The following is a 16,741-nucleotide window of genomic DNA, read 5'->3' as shown; positions in this document are numbered from 1 at the left end:
GGAACTGATTCGATGAGCCACTCTTTTGACGAGATCAGCCAGCAGCTTAAGCGGCGTCACCGTAAGTCGGCACGCCTGAAGTGGATCTCCATGGGCGCGCTGGGCTTAGCAGGCCTGTTCTTAGTGCTGTTCTTTGCTGACATGCTGAGCAAAGGCCTACCTGCTTTCCAGCAGGCCTATATCAATACCGAAGTTCGCTACACTGAAGAAGCGAGCCGCGATGGCCGCCAAGCGTTTGACCAGGATTTGATACCACTTATTAGCCGCACGGTGGTACGCGTTATTCCGCTACAGCTGCGCAACAACCCAGAAATGATCGGTACCTCCGAGCAGCGCTGGATGCTGGCCACCAGTGAAGTGGATCAGTACCTGAAAGGGCATCGTAACCGCTTGAGCGATGAAGAAAAAGCCGAAATCGATGAGCGTGTTGCTGCAGGTCAGGTTGATTTGCGCTTCAACAAAACGTTCTTCGGTTCAGGGGATTCGAAGATTGCCGAGAACGCCGGTATCTTATCGGCGGTGGTCGGTACCATCATGACCATGATTGTGACGCTGCTGATCTCTTTCCCCATCGGCGTAATGACGGCTATTTATCTGGAAGAGTTTGCCCCGGATAACCGATTTACACAGCTGATCGAGATCAACATCAACAACCTAGCAGCGATCCCATCGATTCTGTTTGGTTTGTTAGGTCTGGCGATCTTTATCAACTTCTTTGGTGTACCACGCTCATCTCCGCTGGCAGGCGGTATGACGCTGGCGCTGATGACCCTTCCCGTCATCATCATTGCCACCCGTACGGCACTGCGTAGCGTGCCGGACTCCATTCGCCATGCGGCATTTGGTGTAGGTTGCTCGCGCTGGCAAGTGGTTCGTGATCACGTTCTTCCGCTAGCGATGCCCGGTATCATGACCGGTTCGATCATTGGCCTAGCGCAGGCGATGGGTGAAACTGCACCGCTGATCATTGTGGGGATGGTGGCCTTCATTCCGGATGTCAGCGCTTCCTTTACCCAGGCAGCCACGGTCATGCCCGCGCAGATCTTTACCTGGTCAGGCGAGCCGGAGCAGGCCTTCGTTGAAAAAACCGCTGGTGGCATCCTAGTGCTACTGTCTGTGCTGATTTCGCTCAACGCCTTTGCCGTTGTGCTACGCAAGAAATTCGAGCGTCGCTGGTAAGCCGGCGCCCAAGAGGACACCTTATGAATAGCCAAGCACCCGTTATGAATCAGCAGCATGCACCAGACGTTGGCCAGCCTTACACACGTAATGAGCAAGCATGCCACGACCTCAGTATTCGTGTTCGCGATCTCAATTTGTGGTACGGCAAGAGCCAAGCGTTGAAAGGGCTGAATATCGACCTGTTCCAGAAGAACGTGACCGCGCTGATTGGCCCTTCGGGGTGCGGTAAGTCGACCTTTTTGCGCTGCTTGAACCGTATGAACGACTTGATTCCCAGCGTGCATATTGAAGGTCTGGTGGAGATGGACGGCCAGGATGTGAATGCTGGCAAGATGGATGAAGTGGCGCTGCGCCGCCGGGTGGGGATGGTGTTCCAAAAGCCTAACCCGTTCCCGAAATCTATCTACGAGAACATCGCCTACGCACCGCGTATGCACGATTTGGTGAGCCGTAAAGCCGATCAAGATGAGCTGGTCGAGAAGGCCCTGCGCGATGCCGGTTTGTGGAACGAAGTGAAAGACAAGCTGCAAGAGCCGGGCACCTCGCTCTCTGGTGGTCAGCAGCAGCGTCTGTGCATCGCACGGGCGATTGCTGTTCAGCCTGACGTCATTTTGATGGATGAACCGACCTCAGCCCTGGACCCGATCTCCACGGCCACCATCGAAGATTTGATGGATAAGCTGAAAGAGCAGTTCACCATCGTGACCGTGACGCACAACATGCAGCAGGCGGCGCGCGTGGCGGACTACACGGCTTTCTTCCATCTGGGGGAAATCATCGAGTACAACGATACGAAAGTAATGTTCTCGACCCCGGCACAGAAGAAAACCGAAGACTATATTTCTGGCCGTTACGGCTAAATAGACCGCTGTTTGTTGGCCCGCTGTCATGGCGGGCTTTCAAGCAGCGTTTTTTTGACTGTTGATATATGTTTTTTCGTATATAAGCGGTAGGCTTGGCCTTTATTGCATACTTGGAGACAACCCTATGTCACTTCGCATCGGTATTAACGGATTTGGCCGTATTGGACGCCTAGCGCTGCGCAGCCTTTGGTCGCAGGTAGCGGCAGGCGAGGTGACGTTGGTGCGTATTAACGACCCCGGTGGTGATGCGGCCACCTTTGCCCATTTATTGGAGTTTGATTCCGTCCACGGCCAATGGGCGCCGGGGCAGGGCATGGCAGCGCGTCAGGATGCCATTGTCATTGATGGACATGAGGTGGCCTTTAGCACTCATAAAACCATTGCGGAAAGCGATTGGTCCAGCTGCGATGTGGTCATCGAGTGCTCCGGCAAAATGAAAAGTACCGACAAGCTGAATGCTTACCTGGATCAAGGCGTTGGGCGCGTGGTGGTGAGTGCGCCGGTGAAAGAGGAGGGCGTGCTCAATGTGGTGGTGGGTGTGAATGACCACCTGTTTGAGCCAGCCAAGCACCGTATTGTCACGGCCGCTAGCTGCACCACTAACTGCCTAGCGCCGGTCGTCAAAGTGATTCTTGAGCATTTTGGTATTCGTCACGGTTCCATGACCACCGTGCATGACATTACCAATACCCAAACCATTTTGGATGCACCTCATAAAGACCTGCGTCGTGCCCGCGCCTGCGGCATGAGTCTCATCCCTACTACCACGGGCTCGGCGAAAGCCATTACGGCAATTTTCCCTGAACTGGAAGGCAAACTTAACGGCCACGCGATCCGCGTACCGCTGGCTAATGCATCGCTCACCGATATGGTGTTCGAGCTTGAACGAGAAGTGACCGTTGATGAGGTGAATCAAGCGCTCAAGGCTGCCGCCGATGGCCCCCTCAAAGGCATTCTGGGCTATGAAGAGCGCCCGCTGGTATCGATTGACTACCGTACGGACCCGCGTAGCTCGATTATTGATGCCCTCTCTACCATGGTGGTGAACGGCACTCAGTTAAAGCTCTACGCGTGGTACGACAATGAGTGGGGTTACGCCAATCGTACCGCCGAGCTGGCACTTATGGTGGGTGGGGAGCCGGTTGGTCGTGGCTGAATCGCTGCTGGATAACGTCAAGGCGCTACCGTTCGAGGTGCGCCAGTACATGCTGATTACCGGCAACTACTGGGCGTTCACCATTACCGACGGCGCGCTGCGGATGCTGGTGGTAATGTATTTCCACCAGCTCGGCTACTCGCCGCTGCAAATCGCCATGCTGTTTCTGTTCTATGAAGCGTTTGGCGTGGTAACGAACTTGGTGGGCGGCTGGCTAGGGGCGAGACTGGGCTTGAACCGCACTATGAATGTGGGGCTAGGGCTGCAAATTGTGGCGCTCGCCATGCTAATGGTCCCTGCTGGTATGCTGACCGTTGTGTGGGTAATGGCCGCCCAGGCGCTGTCGGGCATTGCCAAAGACCTCAATAAAATGAGCGCTAAAAGCGCCGTGAAGGTGCTGGTGCCGGCCACGAGTGCCAATGCCAACAGCGCCTTATACCGCTGGGTCGCTATGTTGACCGGCTCTAAAAATGCCCTGAAAGGCCTAGGCTTTTTCGTTGGCGGTGTGCTGCTCACGCTGATTGGCTTTCGTGGGGCGGTCATTGCCATGGCCATCATGCTGGGTGCTGTGCTGCTACTATCGCTCTGGCGCCTCAAAGCAGATTTAGGCAAGCAAAAAGTCAAACCCAAGTTCTATGAGATCTTTTCAAAATCCCGCGCCATCAACGTGCTCTCGGCCGCGCGGTTTTGTCTGTTTGCTTCTCGTGATGTGTGGTTTGTCGTGGCGCTGCCGGTCTTTCTTTATGATCAACACGGCTGGAGCCACTGGACCGTAGGTGGCCTATTGGCGGCCTGGATCATCGGCTATGGTGGCGTACAAACCCAAGCACCAAAACTCACAGCCCTGCTAAAAGGCGATGCGCGAACCATCACCGCTGGCTGGGCCGCCGCCCTGGCCGTTCTGGCCATTCTGCTTGCGCTACTTCCCTTGGCGCAGGTGGGCTGGCTGGTGGTGGGCCTGTTGGCGTTTGGCGTGCTGTTTGCCGTGAACTCCAGTTGGCACAGTTATCTGATCGTTCACTATGCCCGGGCTGACGGCGTCTCGATGGACGTCGGGTTTTACTATATGGCCAATGCCATGGGGCGCTTGGTCGGCACGCTGCTCTCCGGGTGGCTCTACATGGAATACGGCCTGAGTGCCTGCCTTTGGGTGGCGGCTGCCTTGGTGGCGGCAAGCTCTATGATGGCCCTTGCATTGCCTAAGCAGGCAGCGTGAGCGATGTGCACCATGCCGATTCACGGCGCGGGCGTGTCCTAGTGCCCAGCGCGTAGCGGGGCACCATCGACGAATAGCCGCTGCAGCTTCCACCACCCTTCCACCCGGAGTCGTAAGCCCTGATGGGTAAGCTCCGGGGCTATCCAGAGCGTCGCTCCTTGCAGCTGGTGGCATTCAAACGTTGAGGTCTCTTTGGGGGCAGATGTCTCAGCGATGACGATGCGCGACGTGCCGCCGCAGCAGCCGTGACGGGGTGAAAACCGTACCGTGACCACACCCCCTTGTTGCTTGATAAAAGCGGCAGCTTTTTCTTCTATTTCAATGATCGGGTCCATCGCTTCTTGAGCGCCCCTTACGTCGGTGGATAGGCAACATGCTCACCATCCTCTTTCACAAAGTGTGCCACCGGCCGGTCCAGCAGCGTCAACACCTGTTCGGAAGGTCGGCAGAGTTTTGCGCCTTTGGGTGTGATGACGATAGGGCGATTGATGAGAATTGGATGTGCCATCATGGCGTCGATAAGCTGATCATCGCTTAACGTCGGGTCATCCAATGTGAGTTCATCGTAAGGCGTGCCTTTGCGGCGCAGCAGCTCTCGCGGTGGTAGCTTCATCATCGCCAGTAGCTCTACCAATCGCTCTCGGCTAGGCGGTGTTTCAAGGTAGAGGATCACTTCAGGGGACTCCCCTGATGCCTTGATCATGGCCAGGGTATTGCGCGATGTGCCGCAGTTAGGGTTGTGATAAATGATTACTGACATGGAGGAGCGTCACGCTGACTAGGAGTTTGATTGATAGCAGGGGATAAGCGGGTGGGGTCTTGCTCGGCTTTATACGCTTTGGCGGCGTTTGCCCACCACATCAATTGCACTAGCGTCCGACCAAAATAGCCTTCCCAGCGCTCTTGCTCTGCACGGAATTGTCCATCGTTATCGAGGGCTTTTGGATACCCGCTCGCCCAGGCGAGCAGGCGCGGGAGGCGTTGACGTTCTGGTTGAGCCGAGAAAAATCAAATAGTGCGCCATCAAGCAGGCTCCTTAAGCATGAGTAGGGAAGTGCTGACGCGTGTTATTGGCAATGCGCACCAGGGCCAGCATCAGCGGTACCTCTACCAGTACACCCACCACCGTTGCTAGAGCAGCGCCCGATTGCAGACCAAACAGCGCAATGGCGGCGGCCACGGCAAGCTCAAAAAAGTTGCTGGCGCCAATCATCGCCCCGGGTGCGGCAATATTGTGCGGGACGCGCCACGCTTTCGCCCAGCCATAGGCAATGAAGAAGATTAAAAACGTCTGCAGAATTAGCGGAATGGCGATAAGCACAATATGCAGCGGATTGTTCAGAATGACATCGCCCTGAAACGCGAAAAGCAGTACCAGGGTAATGATCAGCCCCATCGGCGTGACCGGGCCAATGCGCTTCATAAAGACGTTGTCGTACCAATCGGCACCGCGCTTAGCGATAAGGGTTTTCCGCGTGAGGTAACCTGCCGCCAGGGGAATGACGATGTAGAGCACTACCGACAGCAGCACCGTATCCCAGGGTACCTGAATATTGGAAATACCCAGCAGAAAGACCACGATCGGCGCAAAGGCAAACAGCATGATCAGGTCGTTGAGGGCGACTTGTACCAGCGTGTAGGCCGCATCGCCACGGGTAAGGTAGCTCCAGACGAAAACCATCGCGGTGCAGGGCGCCGCACCCAGCAAAATGGCCCCCGCAAGGTACTGGCTGGCCAGCGCATCAGGAATCCAAGGTTTAAAAATCACCATAAAAAATAGCCATGCTAGGGCAAACATGGTGAAGGGCTTGATGAGCCAGTTCACCGTGGTGGTGATGGCCAGCCCTTTTGGCTGGCGGCGCACGCCAGCGATTGCGCTAAAGTCAATTTGCGCCATCATGGGGAAAATCATCGCCCATATCAGTATAGCGATCGGAATCGACACCTGCGCGTATTCAAAGCGTGAAAGAGCCTCGGGAATGGCGGGAGCCCACTGGCCTAGCGCAATACCGGCCACAATCGCAGCGGCGACCCAAAGCGACAGATAGCGTTCAAAAAGCCCCATATCAGCACTGCTGGGGGCTGCCTTCTCCTGATGTGACATGCTCGCTCCTTGATTATATGGCCCGCTGGTTAACGCGCTTGGAGAGCTCTTCGGCGCTCTCTTTACGCTCTGAGTATCGGTCGGTGAGCAGGTCGCTGCGCTCTCGTACCAGTAGAGTGAATTTTACGAGTTCTTCCATGACATCCACGATGCGATCATAAAACGGCGAGGGCTTCATGCGGTCGTTGTCATCGAACTCCATAAAGGCTTTGGGCACGGACGATTGGTTAGGGATCGTCACCATGCGCATCCAGCGGCCCAAAATGCGCAGCTGGTTCACCGTGTTAAAAGATTGTGAACCACCGCAGACCTGCATCACGGCCAGGGTTTTGCCTTGGGTAGGGCGTACGCCGCCCAAAGCCAGGGGTATCCAATCAATTTGTGCTTTCATAATGCCTGTCATCGCCCCGTGACGCTCTGGCGAGCACCACACCATCCCATCTGCCCACTGTGCTAGGGAGCGCAGCTCTTCCACCTTAGGGTGGCTGGCATCTTCGGCATCAGGAAGCGGCAGGCCACGCGGGTTAAAAATGTGTGTTTCAGCGCCCATCGCGTTCAGCAGGCGGGCGGCCTCTTCAACCGCCAAGCGACTAAATGAGCGCTCGCGTAGCGATCCGTACAGCAGCAGCACCTTTGGTGCAGGGCACGAAGAGGGCGGTAACCCCAATGATTCGAGGCTAGGGGCTTGGAAGAGCTCAGGGTCGAGATTGGGTAAATCCGCAAGCAGGGCCATGGGGGCTCCTTGGTGAAAGCAGCAATAGATGGCTTTCATGATATATGTTTTTTCGTATATTTCTAGCCGCCTGCTTGAGCTGCAATATCTCCGTCATCATCTGGGCGTATGGTGGCGATGTAAAATTAAATAAGAGGTTGTTGAATTATGTCGAAGCGTCGCGTGCTCTTTCTCTGTAATGCCAATTCTGCGCGCTCTCTCATGGGAGAAGTGCTACTTCGCCATATGGCCGGTGATCGCTTCGAATCCTTCAGTGCAGGCTCTGAACCCGACGAGCCTCATGCGCTAACCCTTGAAGCCTTAAAAAAGCAGGGTCTTTCGACAGAGGGGCTGCACAGTAAGTCGCTGGATCAGTTCGAGAACGAAGCGTTCGACGTGGTGATCGTGCTGTGTGACAAAGCTCAGCAGGCGTGCCGCGATTGGCAAGGGAAAGCAGGCGAAATTTTATTCTGGGACATCCGTGACCCTCGTCTGATCAGTAAGTTGGACGCTTACGAGCAGGCGCTGTTCGAGATCCGCCGCCGTTTACAGCTGTGGCTACCGCTGCAAAAAAGCTGATCATTTCTATCTCGACAGGGTGCACCATGAAATTTATCAATAATTTAAGCGTCAAGGCGAGTTGGACGCTGGTACTCGTGACTTTTACTTGCCTTGTGCTTGCCATTGGTGGCTTAGGGCTTTTTGCCAACCAGTTTGGCCGCGATGCCTTTACATCGATGCATCAACGCGACATGGCTCAGGTGCGTGAGCTAAATAGCGCTTACACACAGCTGTTGCGTGCCAGGGTACAGATGAATCGGGCAGCTGAGCTGATTCGCACTCCCTCGTTTGATCGTCCAGAGCCGCTTCTGGAAGAGTCGGATCGGTTGCTGGCATCGGCGGCCACGCATTTTGAAGCTTTCCAAGCGAGCTTTCCGGAGGGGGAGCAGCCCGAGCTGGTCGGCCAGTTGGCGAGCAATTTTCAATCCCTGGTAAATAACAACCTTAGCCTGCAGATGATGATGCTAGAAGAGCGCGATGTGCGTGGCTTTCTCTCTGGCGAATCTCGGGTGGATGATAGCAGTCAGCAGTTCGTTAACACCGCGGAAGCGTTTTACGGCTATTCAGTGGCCCGTGGCGCTGGTTTGTCTGAGCGTTTCGAGAACGTTTCATCGCTGCTCTTCATGGGCGTGGTGGGTGTCGTCGTGCTGGCGCTGCTAGTCGTAGGCCTAGTCGTATGGGGCGTACGTCGGAACGTTTTGCGGCCGCTGCGGGTTATTACTCAACACTTTAAACGTATTGCTAAGGGCGATTTATCCTCTCCGGTAGAGGCGCACGCCAATAATGAAATTGGCCAGCTGTTTAGCGAGCTGGCGAATATGCAGCGTTCATTAACCACCACCGTGAATCATCTCAATAACAGCAGCCAGCAGGTGTATAGCGACAGCCAAGCCATGGCGACGCAAAGCCAGCAGTTGGCTGGACAAACCGATTCTCAGGTATCAGCGCTTCAGCAAATGGCTGCTAGCCTTGAGCAGCTCACCGCGACGGTGAATCAAAACGCAGAAAGCGCCGCGCATGTAAATCGCTCTACCACCGACGTGTCTCACAAAGCGCAGCAGGGCGATGAAGTGATCGCTCAGTTTATTGCCACCATGCAGTCTATCAACGAGCACTCCGAAGAAATTCAAAGCATTATCAAGGTGATCGAAAGCATTGCGTTCCAAACCAATATTTTGGCATTGAATGCCTCTGTAGAGGCGGCGCGGGCTGGCGAGCATGGACGCGGATTTGCTGTAGTGGCTAGTGAAGTTAGGGCGCTGGCAACGCGCAGTGCCGATGCTGCTCACGATGTTCGTGCACGTATTGAGGCCTCGAGTAAAAGCGTTGAGCAGGGTAGCGAACTTTCTCAACAGGCAGGCGAGCACACTCGGGCAATCATGCAAGCGGCGACTCAGGTAGAACACTTGATGGCGCAAATGGCCAAAGCCTCTGAAGAGCAGCGTCGCGGTATTGAAGAAGTGAACGTTGCTGTCACGCAAATCGACGCGACGACTCAAGATACGATGCGCTTGGTCAACCAAACGGCACAAAGCGCCGAGGGGTTAACCCAAGAGGCGCTGCAGATGCGTGAGTACGCGGGACAGTTCCGTATTATTGAGGAGGCCCCAGTACCTGACGTACATGATGACGAAGAGGCGGAGCAGCCTCTGGAGCAGTTGGATTGACAGGCAATGGCCAGCGCTGAATTGAGTAATCGCGATCATAAAGACGATATGCGCGCCTTGGCATAGTGGCTGCCAAGACGCGGATGGGCACTGTACTGTGTGATGCTGCGGTGAGTGTTTAATCCATGAGCTCAACGGCAACGGCGGTGGCTTCACCGCCGCCAATGCAAAGGCTGGCAATACCGCGTTTGCCGCCTTTCGTGCGCAGGGCATGAATTAGCGTGGCGATAATACGGGAGCCGGTGGAGCCAATGGGGTGACCTTGAGCGCAAGCACCGCCAAACACGTTCACCTTCTCATGGGGTAAGCCCAGGTCGTCCATGGCCATGAGGGTCACGACGGCGAAGGCTTCATTGATCTCAAACAGATCGACGTCGTTGACTCCCCAGCCAAGCTTTTTCATCAGCTTTTCAATCGCGCCTACAGGGGCAATGGTAAATTCGCTGGGATGACGTGAGTGGGTGGCGTGTCCAAGCATTTTTGCCAGCGGTTTAACACCATGGCGCTGTGCGGCTTCGTGGCTTGCTAAGATGAGCGCTGATGCACCATCGGAGATGGAGCTAGAATTAGCTGCTGTGATGGTGCCATCTTTAGCAAATGCAGGACGCAGCTGGCGGATTTTATCCAGCTTGGCTTGGAAGGGCTGCTCATCGTGAGAAACAACGGTGTCGCCCTGGCGCGTGGTGACCGTGACAGGGGCCATTTCGGCATCTAAATCGCCATTGTTGGTGGCAGCCATCGCTCGTTCCAGGGAAGCAATGGCGAAGTCATCCAGCCGCTCGCGGGTATAGCCGCGCTCTGTAGCTACATCCTGCGCAAAGGCGCCCATCAGTTTGCCGGTTTCGGCATCTTCAAGGCCATCCAGGAACATATGATCTTTGAGCTCGCCGTGGCCCAGTCGATAGCCGCCGCGTGCCTTAGTGAGTACATGAGGCGCATTCGACATAGACTCCATGCCGCCTGCTAATAAAATCTCTCCGCTACCGGCCTTGATCAAATCATGCGCGAGCATGGTGGCTTTCATGCCTGACCCGCAGAGTTTATTGATGGTGGTGGCACCGTTGGCATCGGGAATGCCTGCTTGGCGCATCGCCTGGCGTGCGGGGCCCTGTTTAACGCCAGCAGGCAAAACGCAGCCCATGATGCCCTCTTCAACAGCGGCAGCGTCGATACCTGCGCGTTCAATAGCGGCACGGATGGCAACTGCGGCAAGTTCGGGGGCGCTCATGCTGGAAAGGCTGCCCATCATACCGCCCATTGGGGTGCGGGCGGCGGATAAAAAGACGACGTCGGTAGCGCTACTCATTGTCTATCTCCTGATAGATTTTTTGTGATTATCTGGCTGAGCGATTAGCGATGCGTTGACCCATTCGCGGGGCTGTGGTCTTCTCCTAAGTAACCAAGCAAGCGCTAGTGTAAATGACATGAATGTAATGAATGCATCTCCTCGCCGCAAGGAATTGACGCGCTTAGCAGCTCAGCTATTCGTCCAAGAGGGCTTTGATCGCACCACGGTGCGCATGTTGGCCCAGGAAATGGGCATCAAGTCCGGCAGCCTGTTTCACCACTTCAAAGATAAGCAGGAAATTCTGGCAGCAGTGATTGAGGAGGGCACTCAGAACGCACTAGGCATCGCAAAAGCCGCGTTGCAATCTTGCCCCGACAGTGCAGAAGCTCGGCTGCATGCCATGGCAAGGGCGCACCTGGAAACGCTGTTTGCAGATCGTAATGCTCACGTGGTGGCGCTGTTTGAATGGCGACGGTTAGACCCCGCTGCCAGCGCCCACCTTAGCCACCTACGCGATGCTTATGAGGCGATGTGGGTTGAGGTGATTGATGATGCTCTGGCGGAAGGGTTGATTCATGGCGACCGCTTCCTCGTTTCCCGCTTTATTTTAGGCGCGTTGAACTGGACCGTTCGTTGGTATGACCCCAATGGCCCGCGCACCCCAGACGACCTTGCTGATGAGCTGGTGGCAATGATCCTGTCGCGCTAATGCTTGGCGCTGTCTCTTCCCAATCGACCAACGTCTAACCTCATGGCCGCGCTTGTGGCTTGCGCTCTTGGGTAAATGCTTTTAGCGTTGGTCTATCGGTAGGTTTCCGTTAACGTAAACGCACAATAATGCCAGCACTACGTTGAATCCTGCCTGCCCGAGTGCTCACGACCAACAACATAAGAGAGCCGTCATGACAGCAACAGCCACGTCACTTCCCCCGTATTCGACTTTTTTTGAAAGCTTTTCGGTTGATAGCGTTATCGCCAAACTTGACGACCATCAGGATGGATATTTAAACGCCTTTGACGCCTGTTGTGGACGGCATGTGCGCCAAGGGCGTGGTGATGTATTGGCGCTAGTACATGAAGATACCCAGGGCCAAACCTATACGCTGACCTATTCCGAACTTGATCAGCAGAGCGGCCAATTGGCGGGCTGGTTCAAAAGCCAAGGGTTCGGTGAAGGCGACCGGATTGCCTGCATGCTGCCTCGTTCTGTTAATTTGCTGATCACCGTGCTGGCAACGTGGCGCATTGGGGCCGTCTACCAGCCGCTGTTTACTGCCTTTGGGCCGGACGCCGTGGATTACCGTCTTAGCCGTGCCGATACCAAGTTGGTTATTACCGATCATGCCAATCGCTACAAGTTTGATGGGTTGAGCCAGTGTCCGCCCGTTTTAGCCGTGGGCGGTGCAACCAGTGAGCATGCCAACGACCTCGATTGGCAGATCGCATTGACGTATACGTCAACGAGTGAAGCACCGCCCCGGCTTTCGCCGGATAAGCCGTTTCTTCAGATGTTTACTTCCGGCACGGTGGGTAAGCCCAAAGGGGTCGCCGTGCCGTTATCGGGTATGACCGCATTTGCGCTCTATATGGAGCTGGCGGTTGACCTTCGTGAAGATGACCGCTTCTGGAATATGGCGGACCCTGGCTGGGCCTACGGACTTTATTATGCGATTGCAGGGCCGCTGCTGTTGGGCGTTACCACGCATTTTTGTGAGGCCGGTTTTAGTGCAGAGGGGGCGCTGGCATTTATGAAGCGCCATCGCATCACCAATTTTGCAGCGGCACCTACGGCATACCGTTTGATGAAAGCGTCAGGCTTATTTGATGACGCCCATCAAACCTTAACGCTGAGAGCAGCCAGCTCTGCTGGGGAGCCGCTGAATACGGAGGTCGTTACTTGGGTAGAAAAATCGTTGGGTTGCCCGGTGATGGATCATTACGGCCAAACGGAAACCGGGATGACCTGTAATAACCACCACTCTCTTGAGCATCCCAAACATGTAGGTGCCATGGGCGTTCCTATGCCGGGCTACCGACTGGCCATTCTTGATGCGGAATATAACGAGCTGCCACCCGGTGAGCCCGGTGTATTGGCGGTGGATATCAAGAACTCACCCGCTCACTTTTTCCAAGGCTATACCTGGCAGGAGAAAGACCCCTTCGTTAACGGTTACTACCTGACCGGCGATGTGGTGATTCGTAATGAGGATGGCTCGTTCCAGTTCGCAGGCCGCGACGATGACATCATCACTACTGCAGGTTATCGGGTGGGCCCGACAGACGTTGAAAATAGCGTGATGACACATCCAGCGGTGGCGGAATCCGCGGCGGTGGGGCAGCCAGACGAGATTCGTGGCGAAGTGATTAAATCTTACATCGTGTTGCGCGACGGCTTCGAACCCAGCGATGCCCTGGCAGAAGAGATTCGCCAGCAGGTGCGCGAACGGCTCTCTACCCACGCTTTCCCCAGGGTGATTGAGTTTGTCGATGAGCTACCTAAAACCCCCAGCGGCAAGATTCAGCGCTTTAAGCTGCGTGCCCAAGCGGCAGAGCAAGTGCGCGATAACTCATAATTCATAGGAAGAGTGCTATGCAGGTAAAGGACCGTACGTTTTTGATTACTGGCGCTGCCTCAGGTCTTGGTGCGGCCACGGCAGAACGGCTGGTAAACGCTGGTGCCAATGTAGTGCTGTGCGATATGAGTGATCGGGTGTTGAATCTAGCAGAACAGCTGGGTGCTCAGGCTAAAGCCTGTGTCGCTGATATCACCTCTGCCGCTGATATGCAGCAGGCGGTGAATACGGCGGTGGCGTTGGGTGGCGAAAGTGGGCTTTCTGGGGTGGTTCACTGTGCGGGTGTGGTGAGCGTCGCCAAGTTAGTGGATCGAGAAGGTAATCCTGCCGACCTTGATAGCTATGCGCGCACGGTCCATATCAACTTAGTTGGCACTTTTAATGTGATGCGGCTCGCTGCTGCTGCGATGGCTAACAACCCGCCCGGTGATAGCGGTGAGCGTGGTGTGATTATCAACACGGCTTCTATTGCGGCGTTTGATGGGCAAGTGGGGCAGTGTGCCTACAGCGCTTCTAAGGCGGGGGTTGTGGGAATGAGCCTGCCAGCGGCAAGAGAGTTATCTCGTCATGCCATTCGCGTTATGGCGATTGCTCCTGGGGTGTTTGAGACGCCAATGATGAGCGAAATCCCGGATGAGGCTGCTCAGGCATTGGCTGCTGCCGTGCCTTTCCCCAAGCGTTTGGGGAAACCTGAAGAGTTTGCGCTGTTAGCAGAGCAAATCATTACCAACCCCATGCTTAATGGAGAGGTGATTCGTTTGGATGGCGGTATACGCATGCAGTAATCCGTTTTAAGCACACTGCTCCTGGCCAGCCTGCTCATATTTCGAGCAGGCTTTTTTGTATGTAAAACAGGGTATTGTAGTTATAGCGACCAAAGTTGTAGTCGGTTTTTGAGCTTAATTCAAACGACTGCTTGACTGTGCTGTGTGAGCGCGCTAATTTTCAAACATGTGTTTGAAAGCCGTTGGTAAAGCCCAGCCCTTTCAGCCCCCTGTTTAGGAGAAGTGACATGCCCAGCTATCAAGCCCCTCTGCGTGACATACGTTTCGTGATGGACGAAATGTTTGATTACCCAAGCCACTACGCCGCATTACCCAATGGTGAAGATGCCTCGCCAGATGTCGTGAGTGCGATTTTGGAAGAGGGTGGTCGCTTTGCTCGTGAGGTGCTGCTACCTCTTAACCAAAGCGGTGATGAGGAGGGGTGCTTGCTGGAAGGGGGTGAGGTGAAAGCTCCTAAAGGATTTAAAGAAGCCTATCAGCAGTATGTTGAAGGCGGTTGGCCGAGTTTGGCGGCAGATCCTGAGCAGGGTGGTCAGGGCCTTCCGCACTCATTGGCGATGATGCTCTCTGAAATGATCTGCGCTACTAACTTAGCGTGGGGTATGTACCCGGGCTTGTCACATGGTGCGGCGGATGCGCTTCGTCATCACGGTACGGATGAGCAGAAGGCGACATACCTCACCAAGCTGGTAGAAGGTGTTTGGACTGGCACCATGTGCTTGACGGAGCCGCACTGCGGTACTGACCTGGGTTTGATCAAAACCCGTGCAGTGCCCGCTGAAGATGGTGCTTATCACATTACGGGTACCAAAATCTTTATCTCAGCCGGTGAACACAATCTCGCTGAGAACATCGTCCATCTCGTGCTGGCCAAACTGCCGGATGCTCCTGAAGGATCTAAAGGTATTTCGCTATTCGTTGTGCCCAAATTTCTGCCGGACGCTGCGGGCAACCCTGGCGAGCGCAATGGCGTCAGCTGTGGTTCGCTTGAGCACAAAATGGGTATCCATGGTAACGCTACCTGCGTCATGAACTTTGATGGCGCAACAGGCTATCTAGTTGGCGCGCCGAATAAAGGCCTGGCCTGCATGTTCACCATGATGAACGCGGCTCGCTTAGGCGTGGGTATCCAAGGCTTAGGGTTGATGGAGGCTAGCTTCCAAAACTCGCTAAGTTATGCCCGTGACCGCTTACAGATGCGTGGGCTGTCTGGCGTACAAGCGCCGGATAAAGTCGCTGACCCTATTATTGTGCACCCTGATGTACGCCGTATGCTGCTGACGCAAAAAGCCTTCGCTGAAGGCGGCCGCATGCTGGTGCTGTATACCGCTCAGATGCTGGATATTGTTGAGCACGGCGCGCCGGGGGCAGAGAAAGAGCGTGCCGAGACTCTCCTCGGCCTACTGACGCCCATCGTGAAAGCGTTTCTGACGGAAGTGGGCTTCGAGTGTACCAATGAAGGCGTGCAGATTTTTGGTGGCCACGGCTTTATTAAAGAGTGGGGCATGGAGCAACTGGTACGCGATGCGCGCATCACACGCCTCTATGAAGGTACGACCGGTATTCAAGCGCTTGATCTGCTGGGGCGCAAAGTACTGATGAGTCAAGGTGAGTCGCTGAAAGTATTCACCAAAGAGATTCACAAGTTCTGCAAAGCAGAAGCGGATAACTCCGCATTGAAAGAATTTATTGAGCCGCTGGCTAAGCTGAACGCTGAGTGGGGCGAGCTCACCATGGGCATCGGTATGAAAGCGATGCAGGACCGTGAAGAGGTGGGGGCTGCCAGCGTCGATTACTTGATGTACTCAGGCTACGTGACGGTTGCTTACCTGTTCGCACGTGCTGCCAAGCAGGCGGCTGCCTCCCAGGACGGTGATGATGCCGCGTTCTATAAGACAAAGTTGAATACCGCACGGTTCTATTACCAGCGCTTGTTACCGCGTACCAAAGCGCACGCGGCAATGATTCAGGCGGGAGCGGGCAGCTTAATGGCCATCTCGAGCGAAGATTTTGGCTTGGGCTTTGAGATTTAAGTCTAGGCGTTTACCAGGCACTCTCTGGTCAGGGTACTGATCGGTGGTTTGCGGCAGACTTGCCTTTGGCATCGTCTGCCGCTTTTTTTTCAAAACCCTCTTGCCAACCCGGCCGCGAATCCGTAAAGTACGCATCCGCTGCCGGGGACGCCAAGCGTTACCAGCGGTGAAGAAGGTTGAAAAACCTTCGGTTTGTCAGGAAGTTAGTGTCATCTGTTGGTTGGATTGATCGCTCGCTTCACACGCTGAAAACAGCCCTTGACAAACACCACGGAATGCGTAGAATACGCCTTCCTCGCTGAGGCAACACGGGTCAGGTCATCGAGCCCGTCGCAGCGAGCTTAAGAAAGTTGCTCTTTAACAATTTGATCAGGTAATTCATGTGGGCGCTTGCCGATGAGGGTGATAAATCACCAATTATCAAGGCAAGCGCACAAGAAAGATGTTCACATCTTTCAAGTTCGTTTGAACCTTGAGCCAAGTTTGATCCGCTTTTGTTGCCTTCGGGCAGCGAGTAAGGATCGCATTGATCTTAAACTGAAGAGTTTGATCATGGCTCAGATTGAACGCTGGCGGCAGGCCTAACACATGCAAGTCGAGC

15 protein-coding genes and 1 rRNA gene are annotated in these 16,741 nt (G+C 54.9%); 11 read left to right on the top strand and 5 right to left on the bottom strand.

The annotated features are described in order from the left end of the window. Positions 1 to 12 precede the first annotated feature (12 nt). The 4 genes from pstA to arsJ all read left to right on the top strand — a co-directional run bounded on the left by pstA (position 13) and on the right by arsJ (position 4,417). Complete coding sequence (gene pstA / locus AC13CN_RS02800) at positions 13 to 1,179, top strand: phosphate ABC transporter permease PstA (RefSeq protein WP_074210761.1); 1,167 nt, start codon at positions 13 to 15, stop codon at positions 1,177 to 1,179. A gap of 23 nt (positions 1,180 to 1,202) precedes the next feature. Further along, positions 1,203 to 2,042: a phosphate ABC transporter ATP-binding protein PstB gene (gene pstB / locus AC13CN_RS02795; RefSeq protein ID WP_044630110.1), complete on the top strand. Its 840-nt coding sequence runs from the start codon at positions 1,203 to 1,205 to the stop codon at positions 2,040 to 2,042. A gap of 127 nt (positions 2,043 to 2,169) precedes the next feature. After that, positions 2,170 to 3,201: an ArsJ-associated glyceraldehyde-3-phosphate dehydrogenase gene (locus AC13CN_RS02790; RefSeq protein ID WP_044630109.1), complete on the top strand. Its 1,032-nt coding sequence runs from the start codon at positions 2,170 to 2,172 to the stop codon at positions 3,199 to 3,201. 49 nt (positions 3,202 to 3,250) lie between these two features. Beyond that, complete coding sequence (arsJ, locus tag AC13CN_RS02785; protein ID WP_266100052.1) at positions 3,251 to 4,417, top strand: organoarsenical effux MFS transporter ArsJ; 1,167 nt, start codon at positions 3,251 to 3,253, stop codon at positions 4,415 to 4,417. Between the two features lie 38 nt (positions 4,418 to 4,455). On the opposite strand, the gene AC13CN_RS02780 is transcribed toward arsJ, so the two are convergent. From AC13CN_RS02780 to arsH, 4 genes are all read right to left on the bottom strand, one after another. Then, positions 4,456 to 4,752, bottom strand: a complete 297-nt coding sequence (locus AC13CN_RS02780) for a CC/Se motif family (seleno)protein (protein ID WP_058576307.1) — start codon at positions 4,750 to 4,752, stop codon at positions 4,456 to 4,458. A 17-nt stretch (positions 4,753 to 4,769) separates the two neighbouring features. Next, positions 4,770 to 5,177, bottom strand: coding sequence for an arsenate reductase (glutaredoxin) (arsC, locus tag AC13CN_RS02775; protein WP_054645178.1), 408 nt, complete (start codon positions 5,175 to 5,177; stop codon positions 4,770 to 4,772). Positions 5,178 to 5,453: 276 nt separating this feature from the next. Further along, entirely contained in the window at positions 5,454 to 6,521 is a 1,068-nt protein-coding gene (gene arsB / locus AC13CN_RS02770) for an ACR3 family arsenite efflux transporter (protein WP_058576309.1), read from the bottom strand. 13 nt (positions 6,522 to 6,534) lie between these two features. After that, the gene (gene arsH, locus AC13CN_RS02765; RefSeq protein ID WP_044630103.1) at positions 6,535 to 7,254 is read right to left on the bottom strand and encodes an arsenical resistance protein ArsH; all 720 of its coding nucleotides are present in this window, start codon (positions 7,252 to 7,254) and stop codon (positions 6,535 to 6,537) included. Between the two features lie 147 nt (positions 7,255 to 7,401). On the opposite strand from arsH, the gene AC13CN_RS02760 reads away from it, so the two are divergent. Further along, positions 7,402 to 7,812: an arsenate reductase ArsC gene (locus AC13CN_RS02760; protein WP_044630102.1), complete on the top strand. Its 411-nt coding sequence runs from the start codon at positions 7,402 to 7,404 to the stop codon at positions 7,810 to 7,812. Between the two features lie 26 nt (positions 7,813 to 7,838). Next, positions 7,839 to 9,461, top strand: a complete 1,623-nt coding sequence (locus AC13CN_RS02755; protein ID WP_044630101.1) for a methyl-accepting chemotaxis protein — start codon at positions 7,839 to 7,841, stop codon at positions 9,459 to 9,461. A gap of 118 nt (positions 9,462 to 9,579) precedes the next feature. Here AC13CN_RS02755 and AC13CN_RS02750 read toward each other — a convergent pair whose 3' ends face one another. After that, on the bottom strand, positions 9,580 to 10,767 hold the full coding sequence (locus AC13CN_RS02750; protein ID WP_172514352.1) for an acetyl-CoA C-acyltransferase: 1,188 nt from the start codon (positions 10,765 to 10,767) through the stop codon (positions 9,580 to 9,582). A 127-nt stretch (positions 10,768 to 10,894) separates the two neighbouring features. Between AC13CN_RS02750 and AC13CN_RS02745 the strand changes: the two genes are divergently transcribed. From AC13CN_RS02745 to AC13CN_RS02725, 5 genes are all read left to right on the top strand, one after another. After that, the gene (locus AC13CN_RS02745) at positions 10,895 to 11,458 is read left to right on the top strand and encodes a TetR/AcrR family transcriptional regulator (protein ID WP_062373313.1); all 564 of its coding nucleotides are present in this window, start codon (positions 10,895 to 10,897) and stop codon (positions 11,456 to 11,458) included. 193 nt (positions 11,459 to 11,651) lie between these two features. After that, on the top strand, positions 11,652 to 13,322 hold the full coding sequence (locus tag AC13CN_RS02740; RefSeq protein ID WP_062359108.1) for an AMP-binding protein: 1,671 nt from the start codon (positions 11,652 to 11,654) through the stop codon (positions 13,320 to 13,322). A gap of 17 nt (positions 13,323 to 13,339) precedes the next feature. Then, positions 13,340 to 14,107: an SDR family NAD(P)-dependent oxidoreductase gene (locus tag AC13CN_RS02735; RefSeq protein WP_054645179.1), complete on the top strand. Its 768-nt coding sequence runs from the start codon at positions 13,340 to 13,342 to the stop codon at positions 14,105 to 14,107. 227 nt (positions 14,108 to 14,334) lie between these two features. Continuing rightward, positions 14,335 to 16,140: an acyl-CoA dehydrogenase C-terminal domain-containing protein gene (locus tag AC13CN_RS02730; protein WP_062359107.1), complete on the top strand. Its 1,806-nt coding sequence runs from the start codon at positions 14,335 to 14,337 to the stop codon at positions 16,138 to 16,140. Between the two features lie 534 nt (positions 16,141 to 16,674). Next, positions 16,675 to 16,741, top strand: a 16S ribosomal RNA gene (locus AC13CN_RS02725); the annotation flags it as partial.

It is taken from the genome of Vreelandella sp. L-25 (assembly GCF_056857535.1).
Note: the sequence above shows the minus strand (reverse complement) of the source record. Positions and strands in the feature narration are given on the sequence as shown.